At 59.7% G+C, this 16308-nt stretch carries 12 protein-coding genes; 4 read left to right on the forward strand and 8 right to left on the reverse strand.

The genetic code is table 11. From position 1 onward, the window contains the following. Window positions 1-19: 19 nt before the first annotated feature. The 4 genes from AD663_RS10280 to AD663_RS10295 all read right to left on the reverse strand — a co-directional run bounded on the left by AD663_RS10280 (window position 20) and on the right by AD663_RS10295 (window position 4191). On the reverse strand, window positions 20-988 hold the full coding sequence (locus AD663_RS10280; RefSeq protein ID WP_003180468.1) for a TRAP transporter substrate-binding protein: 969 nt from the start codon (window positions 986-988) through the stop codon (window positions 20-22). Between the two features lie 58 nt (window positions 989-1046). Then, window positions 1047-1952 carry an SMP-30/gluconolactonase/LRE family protein gene (locus AD663_RS10285; protein ID WP_003180470.1) on the reverse strand — a complete coding sequence of 302 codons (906 nt, stop codon included), beginning with the start codon at window positions 1950-1952 and terminating at the stop codon, window positions 1047-1049. Window positions 1953-1994: 42 nt separating this feature from the next. Next, the gene (locus AD663_RS10290; RefSeq protein WP_003180472.1) at window positions 1995-2813 is read right to left on the reverse strand and encodes an NAD(P)-dependent oxidoreductase; all 819 of its coding nucleotides are present in this window, start codon (window positions 2811-2813) and stop codon (window positions 1995-1997) included. Between the two features lie 190 nt (window positions 2814-3003). Beyond that, window positions 3004-4191 carry an OprD family porin gene (locus tag AD663_RS10295; RefSeq protein ID WP_003180473.1) on the reverse strand — a complete coding sequence of 396 codons (1188 nt, stop codon included), beginning with the start codon at window positions 4189-4191 and terminating at the stop codon, window positions 3004-3006. Window positions 4192-4916: 725 nt separating this feature from the next. Here AD663_RS10295 and AD663_RS10300 point away from each other — a divergent pair. The 3 genes from AD663_RS10300 to AD663_RS10310 all read left to right on the forward strand — a co-directional run bounded on the left by AD663_RS10300 (window position 4917) and on the right by AD663_RS10310 (window position 8501). Continuing rightward, complete coding sequence (locus AD663_RS10300) at window positions 4917-6578, forward strand: MFS transporter (RefSeq protein ID WP_003180475.1); 1662 nt, start codon at window positions 4917-4919, stop codon at window positions 6576-6578. Then, window positions 6575-7717: an HlyD family secretion protein gene (locus AD663_RS10305; RefSeq protein WP_003180476.1), complete on the forward strand. Its 1143-nt coding sequence runs from the start codon at window positions 6575-6577 to the stop codon at window positions 7715-7717. The genes AD663_RS10300 and AD663_RS10305 overlap by 4 nt, the downstream gene beginning before the upstream one ends. A 163-nt stretch (window positions 7718-7880) precedes the next feature. Next, window positions 7881-8501, forward strand: a complete 621-nt coding sequence (locus AD663_RS10310; protein ID WP_003180478.1) for a TetR/AcrR family transcriptional regulator — start codon at window positions 7881-7883, stop codon at window positions 8499-8501. Between the two features lie 44 nt (window positions 8502-8545). On the opposite strand, the gene AD663_RS28320 is transcribed toward AD663_RS10310, so the two are convergent. The 4 genes from AD663_RS28320 to hydA form a co-directional block, all read right to left on the reverse strand. Then, window positions 8546-9601: an RHS repeat-associated core domain-containing protein gene (locus AD663_RS28320; RefSeq protein ID WP_083455126.1), complete on the reverse strand. Its 1056-nt coding sequence runs from the start codon at window positions 9599-9601 to the stop codon at window positions 8546-8548. Window positions 9602-9853: 252 nt separating this feature from the next. Then, window positions 9854-11128 carry an NAD-dependent dihydropyrimidine dehydrogenase subunit PreA gene (gene preA / locus AD663_RS10315; RefSeq protein WP_003180485.1) on the reverse strand — a complete coding sequence of 425 codons (1275 nt, stop codon included), beginning with the start codon at window positions 11126-11128 and terminating at the stop codon, window positions 9854-9856. Continuing rightward, the gene (locus tag AD663_RS10320; protein ID WP_003180487.1) at window positions 11129-12496 is read right to left on the reverse strand and encodes an NAD(P)-dependent oxidoreductase; all 1368 of its coding nucleotides are present in this window, start codon (window positions 12494-12496) and stop codon (window positions 11129-11131) included. It lies immediately after the preceding gene. Window positions 12497-12675: 179 nt separating this feature from the next. Beyond that, window positions 12676-14115 carry a dihydropyrimidinase gene (gene hydA, locus AD663_RS10325; protein ID WP_003180491.1) on the reverse strand — a complete coding sequence of 480 codons (1440 nt, stop codon included), beginning with the start codon at window positions 14113-14115 and terminating at the stop codon, window positions 12676-12678. Window positions 14116-14736: 621 nt separating this feature from the next. Here hydA and AD663_RS10330 point away from each other — a divergent pair. Beyond that, window positions 14737-16221, forward strand: a complete 1485-nt coding sequence (locus AD663_RS10330) for an NCS1 family nucleobase:cation symporter-1 (protein ID WP_003180493.1) — start codon at window positions 14737-14739, stop codon at window positions 16219-16221. The last annotated feature ends 87 nt before the right edge of the window (window positions 16222-16308 follow it).

The following is a 16308-nucleotide window of genomic DNA, read 5'->3' on the forward strand; positions in this document are numbered from 1 at the left end:
TTAGTACAGATTGAGGGACTTACTGGACAGCTTCGATGCGCTTGATCAGGTCGGCATACGGCGCGCCGTACTTGGCCCGCACCGGTGCAGTGGCGTCGTAGAAGGGTTTCTTGTCGACGGTGATGAACTCGACACCCGCGGCCTTGAGTTTTTCTTCACTGGCGGCGGATTTCTGGTCCCACAGCACGCGCTCTTCGGCCTGGGCAGCCTTGGCAGCCTTCTTGACCATCGCCTGTTGATCCGGGGTCAGTTTTTCCCAGGTGATCTTCGACATCACGATCGGCTCTGGCAGGATCAGGTGACCGGTCAAGCTGTAGTACTTGGCGTTCTGGTAGTGGTTGTGCTCGAGCAAGGTCGGCGGGTTGTTTTCCGCGCCGTCGATCACGCCGGTCTGCAGGGCACTGAAAATTTCGCCGGTGTCCATCGCGATGCCGTTGGCGCCCATGGCGTTCATCATCTCGATGAACATCGGGTTGCCCTGGACGCGGATTTTCATGCCCTTTAGGTCTTCGAGCTTGCGCACCGGCTTCTTGGTGTAGACGTTGCGCGTGCCGCCGTCCATCCAGGCCAGGGCCACCAGGCCGAATTCAGAGTTGGTGATCCGGTCGAGGATTGCATCACCCACGTCACCGTCGATGACGGCGCGCATGTGGGCCTGGTCGCGGAAAATGAACGGCATGTTGAAAACGTTCACGTCCGGCACCACAGGGCCGACGATACCCAGGCTGACCCGAGACATCTGGATCGCGCCGGCTTGCATTTGCTCGATGACTTCTTTTTCGGAACCCAATACGCCACCCGGGAAGAACTTGAACTTCAGTTCGCCCTTGCTCTGCGCTTCCAGGGTTTTACCCATGGATTCTTCGGCGACCACGGTCGGGTAGCCTTTGGGGTGGATGTCAGCGATTTTCATATCAAGGGCGTGCGCCGCTTGGGCCAGGAAGGCCAGGGGCAGGGCTGCGATCAGAAGGGTGCGTTTGAAATCCATGGTCAATCTCCAGTTTGTTGTTTTTTTTATGGCTCATTCAGCAAAGCGGTGAAGCAGATCATTTCGCGGCGTGTTTTGGCCCTCCGAAAGCCGGTTCAGCCAGGCCCTTCACGCCAGGGTTCAGCGCGAACACGCCGCCGGCCAGGGATTGCGGATCGTTATCGTCACCCGGGCGAATCGAGGTCACGAACAGGGTGTCCAGGTTGCTGCCACCGAAGGCGCACATGGTCGGTTTCTTCACCGGTACTTCCAGCGAGCGATCCAGCCGGCCGTCGGGGGAGAAGCGGTGGATGAGGCCGGCATCGTTGGCGCAGATCCAGTAGCAACCGTCGGCATCGACTGCCGCGCCGTCCGGGCGTCCGGCCAGGGGCATCATGTCGACGAACAGCCGCCGGTTGGACGGCGTGCCGCTGTCGATGTCGTAGTCGAAGGCCCAGATCTGCTGGACCAGCGGGTGCGAATCGGAGAGGTACATCGTGCGTCCGTCCGGGCTGAAACCCAGGCCATTGGGCACGATGAAACCGCTCAGTTGTGCCTCGACCGGGCTGCGTTGCCCGGCCTCGTAGCGGTACATCCGTCCTTCGTCGGCATTGGCGCCCATGTTCAGCACCATGCTGCCGGCCCAAAAACGGCCCTGGCGGTCGCAACGGCCATCGTTGAGGCGCATGTCGCTGCGGCTGTGCTCGACGTTTGCGCACAGTTCACTGTCCAGGCTGCCGTCGTCATGCGGGTGCAGGCGGAAGAAACCGCTCTCCATACCTGCTACCCAGCCACCGTCCTGATGGCGGGCAATGCAGGCGAGCATTTCCGGCGCTTCCCAACCCTGGATTTTTCCAGTGCTGGCATTCCAGCGTTGCAGGCCACCGTTGGGGATGTTCACCCAATACAGGGCGTTCTCCTCGGGGACCCACACCGGGCTCTCCCCGACGGCGTTACGTGCATCGACAATCAATTCGGCTTGCATGGCGATTCCTTGGTTCGTTCGTATCCCATGAAAACAGGCGAATCATTCGAACGGGCCGGCCGCCACAAAGGCACCGCCCTGGTAAACCATGGCCGGGTCATCGGCGGCCGGCATCGGCTGCGCTTCGACCTTGGCGCGGAAAATTTCCGAGCTGTCCTTGGGCTGGTAACCCAGGTGCGCGGCGTGGCTGTTGTCCCACCAGACGTCGCGGTTGGCTGACACGCCATAGACCACGGTGTGGCCGACGTTGGGGGTGTAGAGCGAGCATTCGATCAGTTGGGTGAGGTCGTCGAAGCTCAGCCAGGTGCTCATCATCCGGCGGTTCTGCGGCTCGGGGAACGACGAGCCGATGCGGATGCTGACGGTCTCGATGCCGTAGCGATCGAAATAGAAACTGGCGACGTCTTCGCCGTAGGACTTGGACAGGCCGTAGTAGCTGTCCGGACGGCGAGCGCAGTGGGCGTCGATGGTCTCGTCCTGCTTATAGAAACCGATCACGTGGTTGGAACTGGCGAAAATCACTCGCTTGACGCCGTGCTTGCGAGCGGCCTCATAAATGTGGAAAACCCCGCTGATATTAGCGCCGAGGATTTCCTCGAAAGGGCGCTCAACCGAAACACCGCCAAAATGCAGAATGGCATCGACGCCCTCTACCAGTTGGTGCACGGCCTGTTTATCGGACAAATCGCATGGCACGACTTCTTCGCTTTCATCGATGGCCGGTGCCATGTTGGCGATATCGGACAGGCGAATGTGACGTGCGAAGGGCTTGAGGCGCTCACGCAGGACTTTGCCCAGGCCGCCGGCGGCACCGGTCAGCAGCAGACGATTGAGAGGGTGGCGAGTGTGTGTCGTAGTCATGGAATTACCTGAGCAAACAGTGAGAGGTATTAGTTGTTATAAGTTGTCGTATGACTGTGGAGAAATATCCTTATCCTTCCGCTACCTTGTCAATGTTTGATCGACGAATCGCTCTAGACCGGCATCCTTGGCGTGGCTTGCCGCGCTGCCATGACCCGCTGCAAACGGGCCATGGCGGCAGATCCTGCGCTTAGAGGAGCGAAATCGGGTAGCTGATGAAAATGCGGTTCTCGTCGAATTCGTTGGTGCTGTAGTCCCGACGAATCGATGCGTTACGCCATTTCACATTGAGGCTCTTGAGTGCGCCGCTCTGCACGGTGTAAGCCAGTTCGCTCTCACGGCCCCATTCCTTGCCGTCAGTGATGGCGCCGGTGTGCACGTTGTCACCGCTGATGTAGCGGTTCATCAGGGTCAGGCCTGGCACGCCGACGGCGGCGAAGTTGAAGTCGTGACGCAATTGCCAGGATTTTTCCTTGGCGTTGTCGTAGCTGGAGTTGTAGCTGTCGTTCGCCAACGTGCCGCCGCTGGTGCCGTTGACGCGCATCCAGGCGTTGTCGCCACTGACTTTTTGCAGGCCAACGTAGAAGGTGTTGCCGCCGTATTTGGCCGAGAGCATGGCGAATGCGGTTTTGTTGTCCAGATCGCCCGCCAGCGCGCTGCCGTTTTCCTTGCCGATGAAGTAGCCGAGGTTGGCGCCCAGGGTCCAGTCGCCGATGGGCTGGCTGTGGGTCAGGTTGAAATATTGCTGCTGGTAGATGTCGGACAGTTCCGAGTACCAGACGCCGACCTGGGTGCGTTTTTCGTTGAAGGCATATTCGCCGCCGCCGAAGTTGAAACGGTCGGAGGTGATGGCGGCGCGGCCATTCATCGACATGTCTTCCATGCTCGCGTCGTTGCGCGGGCTGTTGCCACGGAACTGGCCGCCGTAGAGGCTCAGGCCGTTGATTTCGGTGGAGGTCACCTGGCCGCCACGGAAGGTTTGTGGCAGGGAACGGCCATCGTCGGAGCGCAGGATTGGCAGGACTGGCATCCATTCGCCGACCTTCAGCTCAGTTTTCGAGACCTTGGCCTTCAGGGCTACACCCAGGCGACCGAAATCATCGGCCGGGCGCCCGTCGTCGTGCACCGGCAGCAACTGCGTACCCGCCGTGCCACGACCGCCGTCGAGCTTGACCGAGTACAGGCCCAGCACGTCCACACCGAAACCGACGGTGCCCTGAGTGAAACCGGACTTGGCGTCGAGGATGAAGTTCTGGGTCCATTCCTCGGCTTTGCCTTGGGCGTTGTTCGGGTTGGTGAAGTTGCGGTTGAAATAGGCGTTACGCAGGGTCAACGTAGCCTTGGCGTCATCGACGAAGCCTTCGGCGTGAACGCTCATGGGGAGGAACAGTGCGAGGCTGCTGCAACCAAGCAGTGTCAGCGCTGGGCCGGAGTTGAGAAGGGTACGGCGGTTTGGACGGTTGTCGGGCGAAAAACGGACACGTGTGCTCACTATGACGCTCCCTACTTTTTTGTTGTTTTTATTTGTCATACGTCGTCGTACAACATGAGGGCGATTATTTGGAAGCTGTTCGTCGTTGTCAACTGGCCATTATCGGAAATGTCCAACTTGGCCTTGCTGCAAAATGAGGCATATCAATGGTTGTGACAGGTTCAGGTACAGGCCGGAGGCATTGGGGCGGTGCAAATCCTGGCTTCCAGAGTAGCCGTCCTTGCTGGCGGTCATGCGATGACTGGTCTAAGACATTAGTCGAATGCTCCCGCCAGCGGACGGTGATACCTCCGTGGCGAGGGAGCTTGCTCCCGCTGGACTGCGCAGCAGGCCCTTGGATTTTCATTCCGGGCCGGAATACCTGGGGCCGCTTCGCGACCCAGCGGGAGCAAGCTCCCTCGCCACAGGGGCTTTGTTTATCCAGATGTCGCATCGGTCTGATTCGGGCTACGTAGCCTCGCGCTGTTGCCTACCACCACGCCAGAACCCGCCGACGTGGCGAGGGAGCTTGCTCGCAACGTTGCGTAAAAGAACGGCACTTCTTGCTGCCTTTTACCGTCGAAAGGGCATCCGCCCACCTCTTCGGGTCTGTGTCAGAACAAGGTTTTTGAATGGATCGCTACGCCCCTCGGAACTGGCAACCCCATGAGCGGCCAACGTTGCCCGGTTCCCCTTCGACGCCCCTGCACCCAACGCCCAAGCGATTCGCCTACGCGTTGGTCGGCATACTGGTGGCAGTGACCGGCGGGCTGGGCAATTCATTGGTGATTGCCAATTTGCCGTACCTGCAGGGCGCACTTGGCGCCACCACTGCGGAGATGGCCTGGCTGCCGGCAGCGTATGTCATGACCAACGTCTCGATGAACCTGCTGCTGGTGAAGTTTCGCCAGCAATTCGGCTTGCGTGCCTTCACCGAAGTGTTCCTGGCTCTGTATGCCCTGGTGACGTTCGGCCACCTGTTCGTCAATGACCTGAACTCGGCGATTGCCGTGCGCGCCGCCCATGGCATGGTCGGTGCGGCCTTGAGTTCCCTGGGCCTGTATTACATGGTCCAGGCCTTCCCGGCCAAATGGCGACTCAAAGCGTTGGTGTTGGGCCTGGGCACTTCGCAACTGGCCTTGCCCTTGGCCCGGTTGTTTTCCGAAGACCTCCTGCAAATAGCCGAGTGGCGTGGCTTGTACCTGTTCGAGCTGGGGATGGCATTGCTCTCCCTCGGCTGCGTGTTGTTGCTCAAACTGCCGCCGGGGGATCGTTTCAAGACGTTTGAAAAGCTCGATTTCCTGACCTTCACCTTACTTGCCAGTGGCGTGGCGCTGCTTTGTGCGGTGCTCTCGTTGGGGCGCATCGACTGGTGGCTGGAGGCGCCGTGGATCGGCGTCGCCTCCGCAGCGTCGATCGTGTTGATTCTTGCGGGATTGGCAATCGAGCATAACCGCCGCAACCCGATGTTGATGACTCGTTGGCTCGGCAGTGGCGTCATGATCCGCCTGGCGCTGGCGGTGATACTGATTCGCATGGTGACCTCGGAACAATCCACCGGAGCTGTGGGGTTCATGCAAGCGCTGAACATGAGCAGCCAGCAGATGCACAGCCTCTACGTCGTGATGCTGGTGGGCAGCATCGCCGGACTGGCCAGCAGCGCCTTGACCATCAACCCGGCGCACCTGTTCATGCCGCTGATCATCTCCTTGGTGCTGATGGCCAGCGGTTCGGTAATGGACAGTTATTCGAACAACCTGACCCGTCCGCAGAACCTGTATTTCAGCCAGTTCCTGCTGGCGTTCGGCAGTACTTTCTTCCTCGGGCCGACCATGGTCCTGGGGGTACGCAATGTCTTGACCAATCCGCGTAACCTGGTGAGTTTCTCGGTCTTGTTCGGCATCTGCCAGAACCTCGGCGGCCTGATTGGCGCCGCCGTGCTGGGAACGTTCCAGGTGGTGCGGGAGAAATTTCACTCCAGCCATCTGGTGGAAAACCTCAGCCAGTTCGATCCTCGCGTGACCGCGCGGGTGGACAGCGGTGGCTCGGCCGTGGGCGCGCTGATCGCCGATCCGGGCCTGCGTCACGTGCAGGGCATCCGCAGCCTCGCCACGGCCGCGACTCGCGAAGCCAACGTGCTGGCCTATAACGACGTATTCATGTTGATCGCGGTCATCGCCGTGCTGACCATGATCGCTATTTCCATCCGTGCCCTGTGGCTGATGAGCACCACCCAGCCCGTCGCCGCAGCGCCTGTCCCTTCCGTACCCAGCCGCGGTGCCACGCCTTCATGACCGAACCGACCCCGACGACCACCAATGCCATCGCCGCCACCCCCGAAGACCAGGCGCCGCCTGCTGCGCCGGTTACCGAACCGCGTTCCTTGCGGGTGCGACTGCTCTCATCGCTCGGTTTCGCGGCGGTGGCAATTATCGGCGTGCTGATCGTGCTCTATGCCTGGCAACTCCCACCGTTCAGCAGCGCCGTGGAAACCACCGAAAATGCTTTGGTGCGCGGCCAGGTGACGATCATCGGGCCGCAGCTCAGTGGGTATGTCCATGAAGTGCCTGTGCAGGATTTCCAGTTCGTGAAGGCAGGCGACCTGTTGGTGCGCCTGGACGATCGCATTTACCGCCAGCGGTTGGACCAGGCGTTGGCGCAGTTGGCAACGCAGAAAGCGTCCCTGGCCAACGTGGTGCAGCAACGCAACAGCGCCGAGGCCACCATCAAGCTGCGTCAGGCCGCGCTGGCCGACAGCCAGGCCCAGGCGCGCAAGAGCGCGGCTGATCTGCGCCGCAACGAAGCATTGATCAGCGATGGCTCGGTGTCCCGGCGCGAATTGGACGTGACCCGTGCCGCCAATGCACAAACCATCGCAGCCGTGGCCCAAGCCCAGGCCAGCCTGGAAATCGCCCGGCAAGACCTGCAAACGGTGATCGTCAATCGCGGCGCCCTCGAAGCCGCCGTGGCCAGCGCCGAAGCAGCGGTGCAACTGGCGCGCATCGACCTGTCCAACACCCGCGTCGTAGCGCCACGGGACGGCCAGTTGGGCCAGATCGGCGTGCGCCTGGGGGCTTATGTCAATTCCGGCGCGCAATTGATGGCGTTGGTGCCGAACCAGAAATGGGTCATCGCCAACCTCAAGGAGACCCAGATGAACAATGTGCGGGTAGGGCAGGCGGCGAGCTTCACCGTGGACGCCCTCGACCACCGAAGATTCCAGGGCCACGTCGAACACATTTCCCCGGCCACCGGTTCTGAATTCAGCCTGCTGCAGGCCGACAACGCTACGGGTAACTTCGTCAAGATCGCCCAGCGCGTGCCGGTGCGAATCACCGTCGATCCTGACCAGCCCGAAAGCGAACGGCTGCGGCCGGGGATGTCGGTGGTGGTCAGCATCGATACTGCCGGCCAGGATGATTCATCGAAGTAAGGCCACGGCCCGGTTGGGTTGACTTGGCACAGGGTGAGCCAGCTTGCAGACCGGCTGGATGTGCCGCCGCCTTCGCGAGCAAGCTCGCTCCCACAGGGATCTGCGGTGTTTTCGAGAGTGGGTGAATGCTAGTCTTGGACAACGCTGTCGCCAGGGAGCCCTCATGGGCAATCACAAGATCGAGATTCGTCGCAGTAACGTAGAGAAAATCCTGTTGGCCGCCGAAAAGGTCTTTGCCGAAAAGGGCTTCGGCAGCACGGCCATGGCCGACATCGCCGCCGAAGTGCAATTGCCTCGTTCCAACCTGCATTACTACTTCAGCACCAAGAGCGAGCTATACAGCGCGGTGCTGTTCGACCTGCTGGAGGTGTGGAAGCAGGACGCCTTGTGCTTCGAGATGTTCGACGACCCCCGGGTGGTGCTCAGCAGCTACATCCGCGCCAAGATGAACCACTCCCGCAGCCGCCCCTACGGCTCCAAAGTCTGGGCCAACGAAGTCATCCACGGCGCCCCGACCCTGGGCCAGGCACTCGACGCCAGCCTCTATGACTGGGCCAAGATGAAGGAAGCGAAAATCCGCCAATGGGTGGAAGACAAACGCATCCTCCCGGTCGAACCCTCAAGCCTGCTCTACATGATCTGGGCCTCGACCCAGCATTACGCCGACTTCGACCACCAGATCAACATCCTCAACGATCACCAGCCGTTGTCGGACATGCAATTCGAACGGGCGGTGCAGACGGTGACCAGCGTGATTTTGCGGGGGATTGGGTTGGAGCCGTAGCCTCAAGTTGACACGCGGTAGCGTATTCGTTGAAGTTGAGTTAGTTATGTTTGCTCGCGAACTTGGGTTTGGTTTTGTGGTAGATTTTCCCAACGGCTTCTATTGACTCTCAGTTTAATTCGTGAGACTTCTGTGCGTTGTATATTCAGAAAGTCGTGTCTAGCGCCCTTCGTTAAACCAAGTTTATTTGCTTCAAGTGTCTTGGCTTCAAGTTTTTCTAATTGCGATTTGAGCAACGATTTCAATTTAGGATCAGCCCGGTCTGGGGTGTCTGGATTTTCGGAAAAATATTTTTTCCATTTGTCTGATAGCTCTTTATTCTTAGCTCTTTTATTGCGTATTCTAGCCGTGTCCGTGTGTGTTGAAAGTTTTTTGGTTGAGTGAAAACCTTCCTTCTCATATATGAGCGTTTTTCTTCTTGTCACCGCTGACGAGGTGGCTTCGCTGGCACTGATAGATGAATATTTTTTGTTTGGGTCAAATGACCTGATTTTGGGCGGACTGCGCGAAATAACTTTCAGTTGTAATCTCAGTTGCCCCCATCCATATGAGTTCGCAATAGCAATCCGAACATTCCCACTCGGATCATACCGATTAACCGGATCATTCCCACAATAAGCATACGCATTGATCCCCCCATCCCCAAAAGGACTCAACTCATCCGGACTGTTGAACCGCATCAACACCGGATTAAAAGCCCGGTTACCCTGTCCCAACAAATAATGCCCAGTTATCGATTCAGGCCGCTCCCCGTTGAAGCCGAGCAGACAACTCAAACCGCTTTCCCCTGTGCGATAACCGTAGGCGGTATAGGCCATCTGTCGCGAGTCTGCATCCGCCACTGTCCTGAGCAACGAACGTTGTTGATCCGTTGCCAACAGCGTCGTCTCGGCGGCGGCGTCGGTGCCTGATCGTTGCGCCAGCGGCTGGGGGCCGTGACGCATGATTGTCAGCTGCGATTGACCCTCTATCTCGTTAACCAACTCGTCTTCTTGATAGAAACGTTGGGTGCCTGGGCTCTCCAAAGGCTTCAAGCCTACGAGGCGATCCAATGGGTCATATTGGTAGCGGCACAGTATTTTCATTGGCGGCGTTGACATGGGCTGGGTTCTGCTTAGGTGACAGGGCTGTGTCAGGCTCGGATATTTTTGGGAGGACGTCTACTAGCAGAACTGTTAGTTGGATACGGCGCTTCTGGTGGGGTTACCCTGAGGTTTTGCGCTGTGGCTGAGGGCCCCTTCGCGAGCAGGCTCGCTCCCACAGGGGATTGGCGGTGCAGGATTTGTATTCGCCGTATATCCCCTGTGGGAGCGGGCTTGCTCGCGAAGAGGCCAGCCCAGACGCCTCAAATCTCAAGCTGTTACATGATAGGGATTGCGCGGATCATGGTTCCAATCCAGGAACGGCTTGCCGGTGTCGACCGTCACCATTTCGATGCAGTCCTGCACCGGGCAGGTGATCTGGCAGAGGTTGCAGCCCACACATTCCTCATCGATCACTTCATATTTACGGGTGCCGTCGGCCTGCTTGAGGCTGGCGATGGCCTGGTGTGAGGTGTCCTCGCAGGCGATGTGGCAGCGGCCGCAACCGATGCAGGCCTCTTGGTCGATTTTCGCGATGACCTGGTAGTTGATGTCCAGGTACTTCCAATCGGTGGTGTTGCCCACCGCGCGGCCGGAGAAGGCCTGGAGGTTGGCGTGGCCGTGGTCGTCCATCCAGCGCGACAGGCCGTCCTTCATCTCTTCGACGATGCGAAAACCATGCAGCATCGCCGCCGTGCACACCTGCACCGCGCCGCTGCCCAGAGCGATGAATTCCGCCGCGTCGCGCCAGCTGCCGATGCCGCCGATGCCGCAGATCGGCAAGCCTTGGGTCTGCGGGTCGCGGGCGATTTCGGCGACCATGTTCAATGCGATGGGCTTGACCGCCGAGCCACAATAACCGCCGTGGGTGCTCTGGCTGCCGACGCTGGGCAGGGCGACCATGCGGTCCAGGTCGACGCTGGTGATGGAGTTGATGGTGTTGATCAGCGACACCGCATCCGCGCCGCCTCGATGGGCCGCTCGGGCGGCGACGCGGATGTCGGTAATGTTCGGCGTGAGCTTGACGATTACCGGCAACGAGCAATAGGTCTTGCACCAACGGGTCACTTGCTCGACGTATTCCGGCACCTGGCCGACCGCCGCGCCCATGCCGCGCTCCGGCATGCCATGGGGGCAGCCGAAGTTCAGCTCAATGCCGTCGGCGCCGGTGGCTTCCACCAAGGGCAGGATGCGTTTCCACGACTCCTCGACGCAGGGCACCATCAGCGACACGATCAAGGCCCGATCCGGCCAATCCTTTTTCACCTGGGTGATTTCCCGCAGGTTGATTTCCAAGGAGCGGTCGGTGATCAGCTCGATGTTATTGATGCCCAGTACCTCGCGATTGGCACCGTAGTGGGCCGAATAGCGCGACGACACGTTCACCGCGGCGGGATCCTCGCCAAGGGTTTTCCAGACCACGCCACCCCAGCCGGCCTCAAAGGCGCGGACCACGTTGTAGGCCTTGTCGGTGGGCGGCGCGGAGGCCAGCCAGAACGGATTGGGGGCTTTGATGCCAGCGAAGACAATCGACAGATCGGCCATTTACGCAGCCTCCACGTTGAGCATGAGTTGAGCGTTGATCGCCTCGGCAGCGAGCTTGCCATGCTGCACCGCTTGTACCGTGAGGTCCTGATCCAGACTGGTGCAATCGCCGCCGGCATAGACCCCGGGAATGCTGGTGCGCAGCTGTTCATCCACCAGAATCCGTCCATCCTGGCGCTTGAGTTCCCGGGCCAGGGGATCTACCAGTGCGTCGTCATCGAACGCCTGGCCGATGGCTTTGAAAATGGCGTCGGCGGGCAGGTCGAAGGTTTCGGCGCTGGCAATCAACCGGCCACTTTCAAGGTGGGTGCGGGAGAAGCGCATGCCCCGCACATGTCCGGCGTCATCGAGCAATACCTGTTGCGGCTGGGCCCAGGTCAGCAGGCGCACCTGATTGGCCTTGGCGATGTCCTGTTCGTGAACGGTGGCGCCCATGTCCTCCAGGCCGCGGCGGTACACCAGGTTGACATCGCGAGCGCCGAGACGGGCCATTTGCACGGCCATGTCGATGGCGGTGTTACCGGCGCCGAGCACGATGCAGCGGTCGGCCAAGGGCAACTGGCTGAGATCGTCGGCCTGGCGCAGTTCGCGAATGTACTCGGTCGCGGCGAGCAGGCCTGGTGCGTATTCATCGCTCAGGCCCAGTTGTTTGCTGGCGGCCAGGCCAAGGCCGAGGAACACCGCGTCGAACTGTTGATGCAGATCGCTCAGGCTCAGGTTTGCACCGAGCTTCTGACCGTGGCGGATTTCGATGCCGCCGATCTCAAGAAGAAAGTCCAGTTCGCGCTGGGCGTAATCGTCCACCAGCTTGTATTTGGCGATGCCGTATTCGTTGAGGCCACCAGCCTTCTCACGGGCTTCGAAAATCACCACGTCATGACCGTGCATCGCGCTGCGGTGGGCGCAGGACAAGCCCGCCGGGCCGGCACCCACCACTGCGATGCGCTTGCCGGTGCTGGCTGCACGCTTGAACGGGTGTTCAGTGAAGTGGGCGTTGTCCACGGCATAGCGCTGCAACTGGCCGATCAACACCGGCGCACATTCATGTGCGTTATTGCGCACGCAGGCTTGCTGGCAAAGGATCTCCGTCGGGCAGACCCGAGCGCAGCTGCCGCCGAGGATATTGGCCGAAAGAATCTTTTTCGCCGCACCCTGAACGTTGTCCTGGTGAATGTTGCGAATGAACGAGGGGATATCGATCTCGCTCGGACAGGCGTTCACGCAGGGCGCGTCGTAGCAATACAGGCAACGGGAGGCTTCCAGGTGGGCCTGGCGCGCGTTGAGCGGTGGCGCCAGGTCACTGAAGCGGGCGGCGAGGGTGGCCGGGTCTTCCAAAGAATGGGGGAGATGATTCAAGGGCTGGATCATGGAATGGCCTCACGGTGTTTGAGGTGCTGCCTCTGGTGGGCAGTGGTTTTTCGTTGCCTGGACTGACGCCTTCGCGGGCAAGCCCGCTCCCACAAGGGATTTGCTGCACACCACACCTCTGCGGCTATCCCAGATCCAATGTGGGAGCGGGTTTGCTCGCGAAGGCCGAAGGCCTGGATTCAGCGTTTCACAGCGGTTGGCCTGTGCAATTCAGCCCGCTTGCTCAGCAAGTCGAACACCGCCGGATACGCCGGCCGTTCGATGTAGCGCCCCGCACCGCGCTCGGCCCGCAGGTCGCCATCGGCCCAGACCAATCGGCCCTGGCTGATGGTGTGGCTGGGCACGCCGCGTACGGTCTTGCCTTCGAAAATGTTGAAGTCCACTTGCTGGTGGTGAGTCTTGGCTGAAATCGTCCGGCTACCCTGCGGGTCCCAGAGCACCAGGTCGGCATCGGCGCCGACGCGGATCGCCCCTTTGCGTGGGTAGAGATTGAAGATCTTCGCGGTGTTGGTGGAGGTGAGGGCGACGAAATCGTGCATCGACAACTTGCCGCTGTTCACCCCTTCGTCCCAGAGCACGGCCATGCGGTCTTCGATACCGGCGGTGCCGTTGGGGATCTTGCTGAAGTCGTCGCGGCCGGCGGCTTTCTGCTCGGCGCAGAAACAGCAGTGGTCGGTGGCGGTGGTGTGCAGGTTGCCGGATTGCAAGCCGTGCCAGAGCGCCTCTTGATGCCCGCGAGGGCGGAAGGGCGGGCTCATCACGTAACCGGCGGCGGTCTGCCAGTCCGGATGGCGATAGACGCTGTCATCCAGCAACAGATGGCCGGCCAGCACTTCACCATAGACGGGTTGACCCTTGCTGCGGGCATAGGTGATTTCGTCCAGCGCTTCCTTGGTCGACACGTGGACCAGGTACAACGGCGTCCCCAGGGTTTCGGCAATACGGATGGCCCGGCTTGCGGCTTCGCCCTCCACCTGCGAGGGGCGCGATAATGGATGGGCCTCGGGACCGGTGATGCCCTGGGCCAGCAGCTTGCGTTGCAGGTGGTAGACCAACTCGCCGTTTTCCGCGTGGACCGTGGGCACCGCTCCCAGCTCCAGGCAACGCTCGAAGCTCGCCACGAGGGTGTCGTCGGCGGCCATGATGGCGTTCTTGTAGGCCATGAAATGCTTGAAGCTGTTCACGCCGTGATGGCTGACCAGCTCGGCCATTTCTTCGCGCACCTGCTCGCTCCACCAGGTGATCGCCACATGAAAGCCGTAGTCACTGGCGCTTTTTTCGGCCCAGCCACGCCATTGGTGAAAGGCCTCCATCAACGACTGCTGCGGGTTGGGAATGACGAAGTCGATGATCGACGTGGTGCCCCCGGCCAGGCCTGCCGCCGTGCCGCTGAAAAAGTCCTCGCTGGCAACGGTGCCCATGAACGGAAGCTGCATATGCGTATGCGGGTCGATGCCACCCGGCATCAAGTATTGCCCGCTGCCATCGAGCACCTCGGCATCGGCCGGAACGTCGAGGTTTTCACCAATGGCCTTGATGATGCCGTCGGCACAAAACACGTCGGCGCGATAAGTTTCATCATGGGTAAGAACGGTGGCGCCACGGATCAACAAAGACATTCCGAGTTCCTCGCAGGCATGACCGACTGTTGCCGGTTCTTTATGTTTTATCGAGCACGGTTGATAAATAACGCAGGCGGGCCGGTTTTATTCCTGTCACGCCTGTCAGGATTAGACGCTAGCTTGAGTTTATAAAATGAGCAAGATTATTTTTTATAAGCTTATTACGTTTATAACCTATTGAATTTAAACAATAAAAAAGCAAAATCCCCAAAATGGTGAGCATGCTCACCATTTTGACGCACTTGACAGGATCGAGATTTGAGCGAGATTTGTCATGGTAAATCAGCGGCTTGAAAGCCGTTGAAACGCGGTCTAGACACTTCTCGTCGATTCGAGATGCACCACTTTGAATCTTTGACTCGACAGCGTGTGCAAGTCATCTAGCCTCATGTCGGCGATAACACCATTAAGTTTGGCTTTGGTTGGGACTAAAAGAATTAAAGATCAACAGGTTGCAAGTGTTATATCGATCGTCCGGTCAATTCGGCGGATCATTCGGCACGGTTATTGAGTGCTGTCGCTGCCAGCCGGGCTATCGGTAGCACTTGTGCCAGACATGCAAGTACTCCGGCCATCGCCCGTCGATGAGCAAAGAATAATGAAAACAGTGGAGCGGACATGACCAGATCAACAGTGACTGAGCGCGACGGATTGTTCGAGCTTGAAGCCGGCAACGACGTCCTCGACAGCCCCCGTTATAACCACGATATCGCGCCGACCAAGGTGCACGAGCGAACCTGGAACAAATGGCACATCACCGCGTTGTGGGTGGGCATGGCGATCTGCGTGCCGACCTACACCCTCGGTGGCGTGCTCACGGCCTATTTCGGCCTGACGGTGGGCGAGGCGCTGCTGGCGATCCTGTTCGCCAATATCATCGTGTTGATTCCCCTGACCCTGAACGCTTTTGCCGGGACCAAGTACGGCATTCCGTTTCCGGTGCTGTTGCGTTCGTCCTTCGGTGTCATTGGCTCGAATGTGCCGTGCCTGATCCGCGCGCTGGTGGCGTGTGGCTGGTTCGGCATCCAGACCATGTTCGGAGGATTGGCGATCCACTTGTTCCTGGGCTCGGTGTTTGAAGGCTGGAAGAGCCTGGGCGGCACCGGTGAAGTGATTGGCTTCATGGTGTTCTGGGTCATTAACCTGTGGGTGGTGTTGCGCGGTGCCGAATCGATCAAGTGGCTGGAAACCTTGTCCGCGCCGCTGCTGGTGCTGGTGGGGGCCGGCCTGTTGGTATGGGCGTTGCCCAATGTCTCCCTGACCGAACTGATGGCGGTCCCGGCCAAGCGTCCTGAAGGCGCCGGGGTGACCAGCTACTTCCTCGCCGGGCTGACGGCCATGGTCGGTTTCTGGGCGACCCTGTCGTTGAACATTCCTGACTTCAGCCGTTATGCCAAGAGCCAGAAGGACCAGATCGTGGGGCAGATCATCGGCCTGCCATTAACCATGTTCCTGTTCGCCTCCCTTGGCGTGGTCATGACCGCCGCCTCGGAAAAACTGGTGGGGGTGACGGTCTCCGATCCAGTGACCTTGATCGGACATATCCAGAGCCCGGTCTGGGTGGCGCTGGCGATGGTGCTGATCATCGTCGCCACGCTTTCGACCAATACCGCCGCCAATATCGTCTCACCCACCAACGACTTCCAGAACCTGGCGCCCAAACTGATCGGCCGCACCAAGGCCGTGATACTCACCGGGCTGGTGGGATTGGCGCTGATGGCCCACGAACTGCTGAAGAAACTCGGCCTGATCGTGTCCGAGGTCAGCCTTGAGTCGGTTTATTCCAACTGGCTGCTGGGCTATTCGAGTTTGCTGGGGCCGATTGCCGGGATCATGGTGGTGGATTATTTCCTGATCAAGAAACAGCAACTGGACCTGGCCGGCTTGTACCGCGATGACGTGTATCCGGCGTGGAACTGGAACGGCTTCATCGCCTTTGGCGTACCGGTGGTGCTGACGCTGTTGTCCCTGGGCAGCGATGCGTTCAGCTGGTTCTACAGCTACGGCTGGTTCACCGGCTCGGCGCTGGGCGGGGTGATTTATTACGGGTTGTGCAGTTTGCAGGGCGCCAGTCCCGCCGTCGTTAAATCACCCCTGCAATAACAGATGGATGCGGTCGAATGTGGGAGCGGGCTTGCTCGCGAATGCGGTGGGTCAGCCAGCAGTGATGTCGACTGACCCACCGCATTC

The sequence above is a fragment of the Pseudomonas sp. Q12-87 genome (genome assembly GCF_001269755.1).
GTDB classification, from domain to species: Bacteria; Pseudomonadota; Gammaproteobacteria; order Pseudomonadales; family Pseudomonadaceae; genus Aquipseudomonas; species Aquipseudomonas fluorescens_S.

What these genes read in the sequence shown, in the direction of transcription:
- AD663_RS10290 (WP_003180472.1), bottom strand. Translation starts at nt 2,813, where the DNA reads ATGACTACGACACACACTCGCCACCCTCTCAATCGTCTGCTGCTGACC.
- AD663_RS10280 (WP_003180468.1), bottom strand. Translation starts at nt 988, where the DNA reads ATGGATTTCAAACGCACCCTTCTGATCGCAGCCCTGCCCCTGGCCTTC.
- AD663_RS10320 (WP_003180487.1), bottom strand. Translation starts at nt 12,496, where the DNA reads ATGATCCAGCCCTTGAATCATCTCCCCCATTCTTTGGAAGACCCGGCC.
- AD663_RS28320 (WP_083455126.1), bottom strand. Translation starts at nt 9,601, where the DNA reads ATGTCAACGCCGCCAATGAAAATACTGTGCCGCTACCAATATGACCCA.
- AD663_RS10330 (WP_003180493.1), top strand. Translation starts at nt 14,737, where the DNA reads ATGACCAGATCAACAGTGACTGAGCGCGACGGATTGTTCGAGCTTGAA.
- hydA (WP_003180491.1), bottom strand. Translation starts at nt 14,115, where the DNA reads ATGTCTTTGTTGATCCGTGGCGCCACCGTTCTTACCCATGATGAAACT.
- preA (WP_003180485.1), bottom strand. Translation starts at nt 11,128, where the DNA reads ATGGCCGATCTGTCGATTGTCTTCGCTGGCATCAAAGCCCCCAATCCG.
- AD663_RS10295 (WP_003180473.1), bottom strand. Translation starts at nt 4,191, where the DNA reads ATGAGCGTTCACGCCGAAGGCTTCGTCGATGACGCCAAGGCTACGTTG.
- AD663_RS10305 (WP_003180476.1), top strand. Translation starts at nt 6,575, where the DNA reads ATGACCGAACCGACCCCGACGACCACCAATGCCATCGCCGCCACCCCC.
- AD663_RS10310 (WP_003180478.1), top strand. Translation starts at nt 7,881, where the DNA reads ATGGGCAATCACAAGATCGAGATTCGTCGCAGTAACGTAGAGAAAATC.
- AD663_RS10300 (WP_003180475.1), top strand. Translation starts at nt 4,917, where the DNA reads ATGGATCGCTACGCCCCTCGGAACTGGCAACCCCATGAGCGGCCAACG.
- AD663_RS10285 (WP_003180470.1), bottom strand. Translation starts at nt 1,952, where the DNA reads ATGCAAGCCGAATTGATTGTCGATGCACGTAACGCCGTCGGGGAGAGC.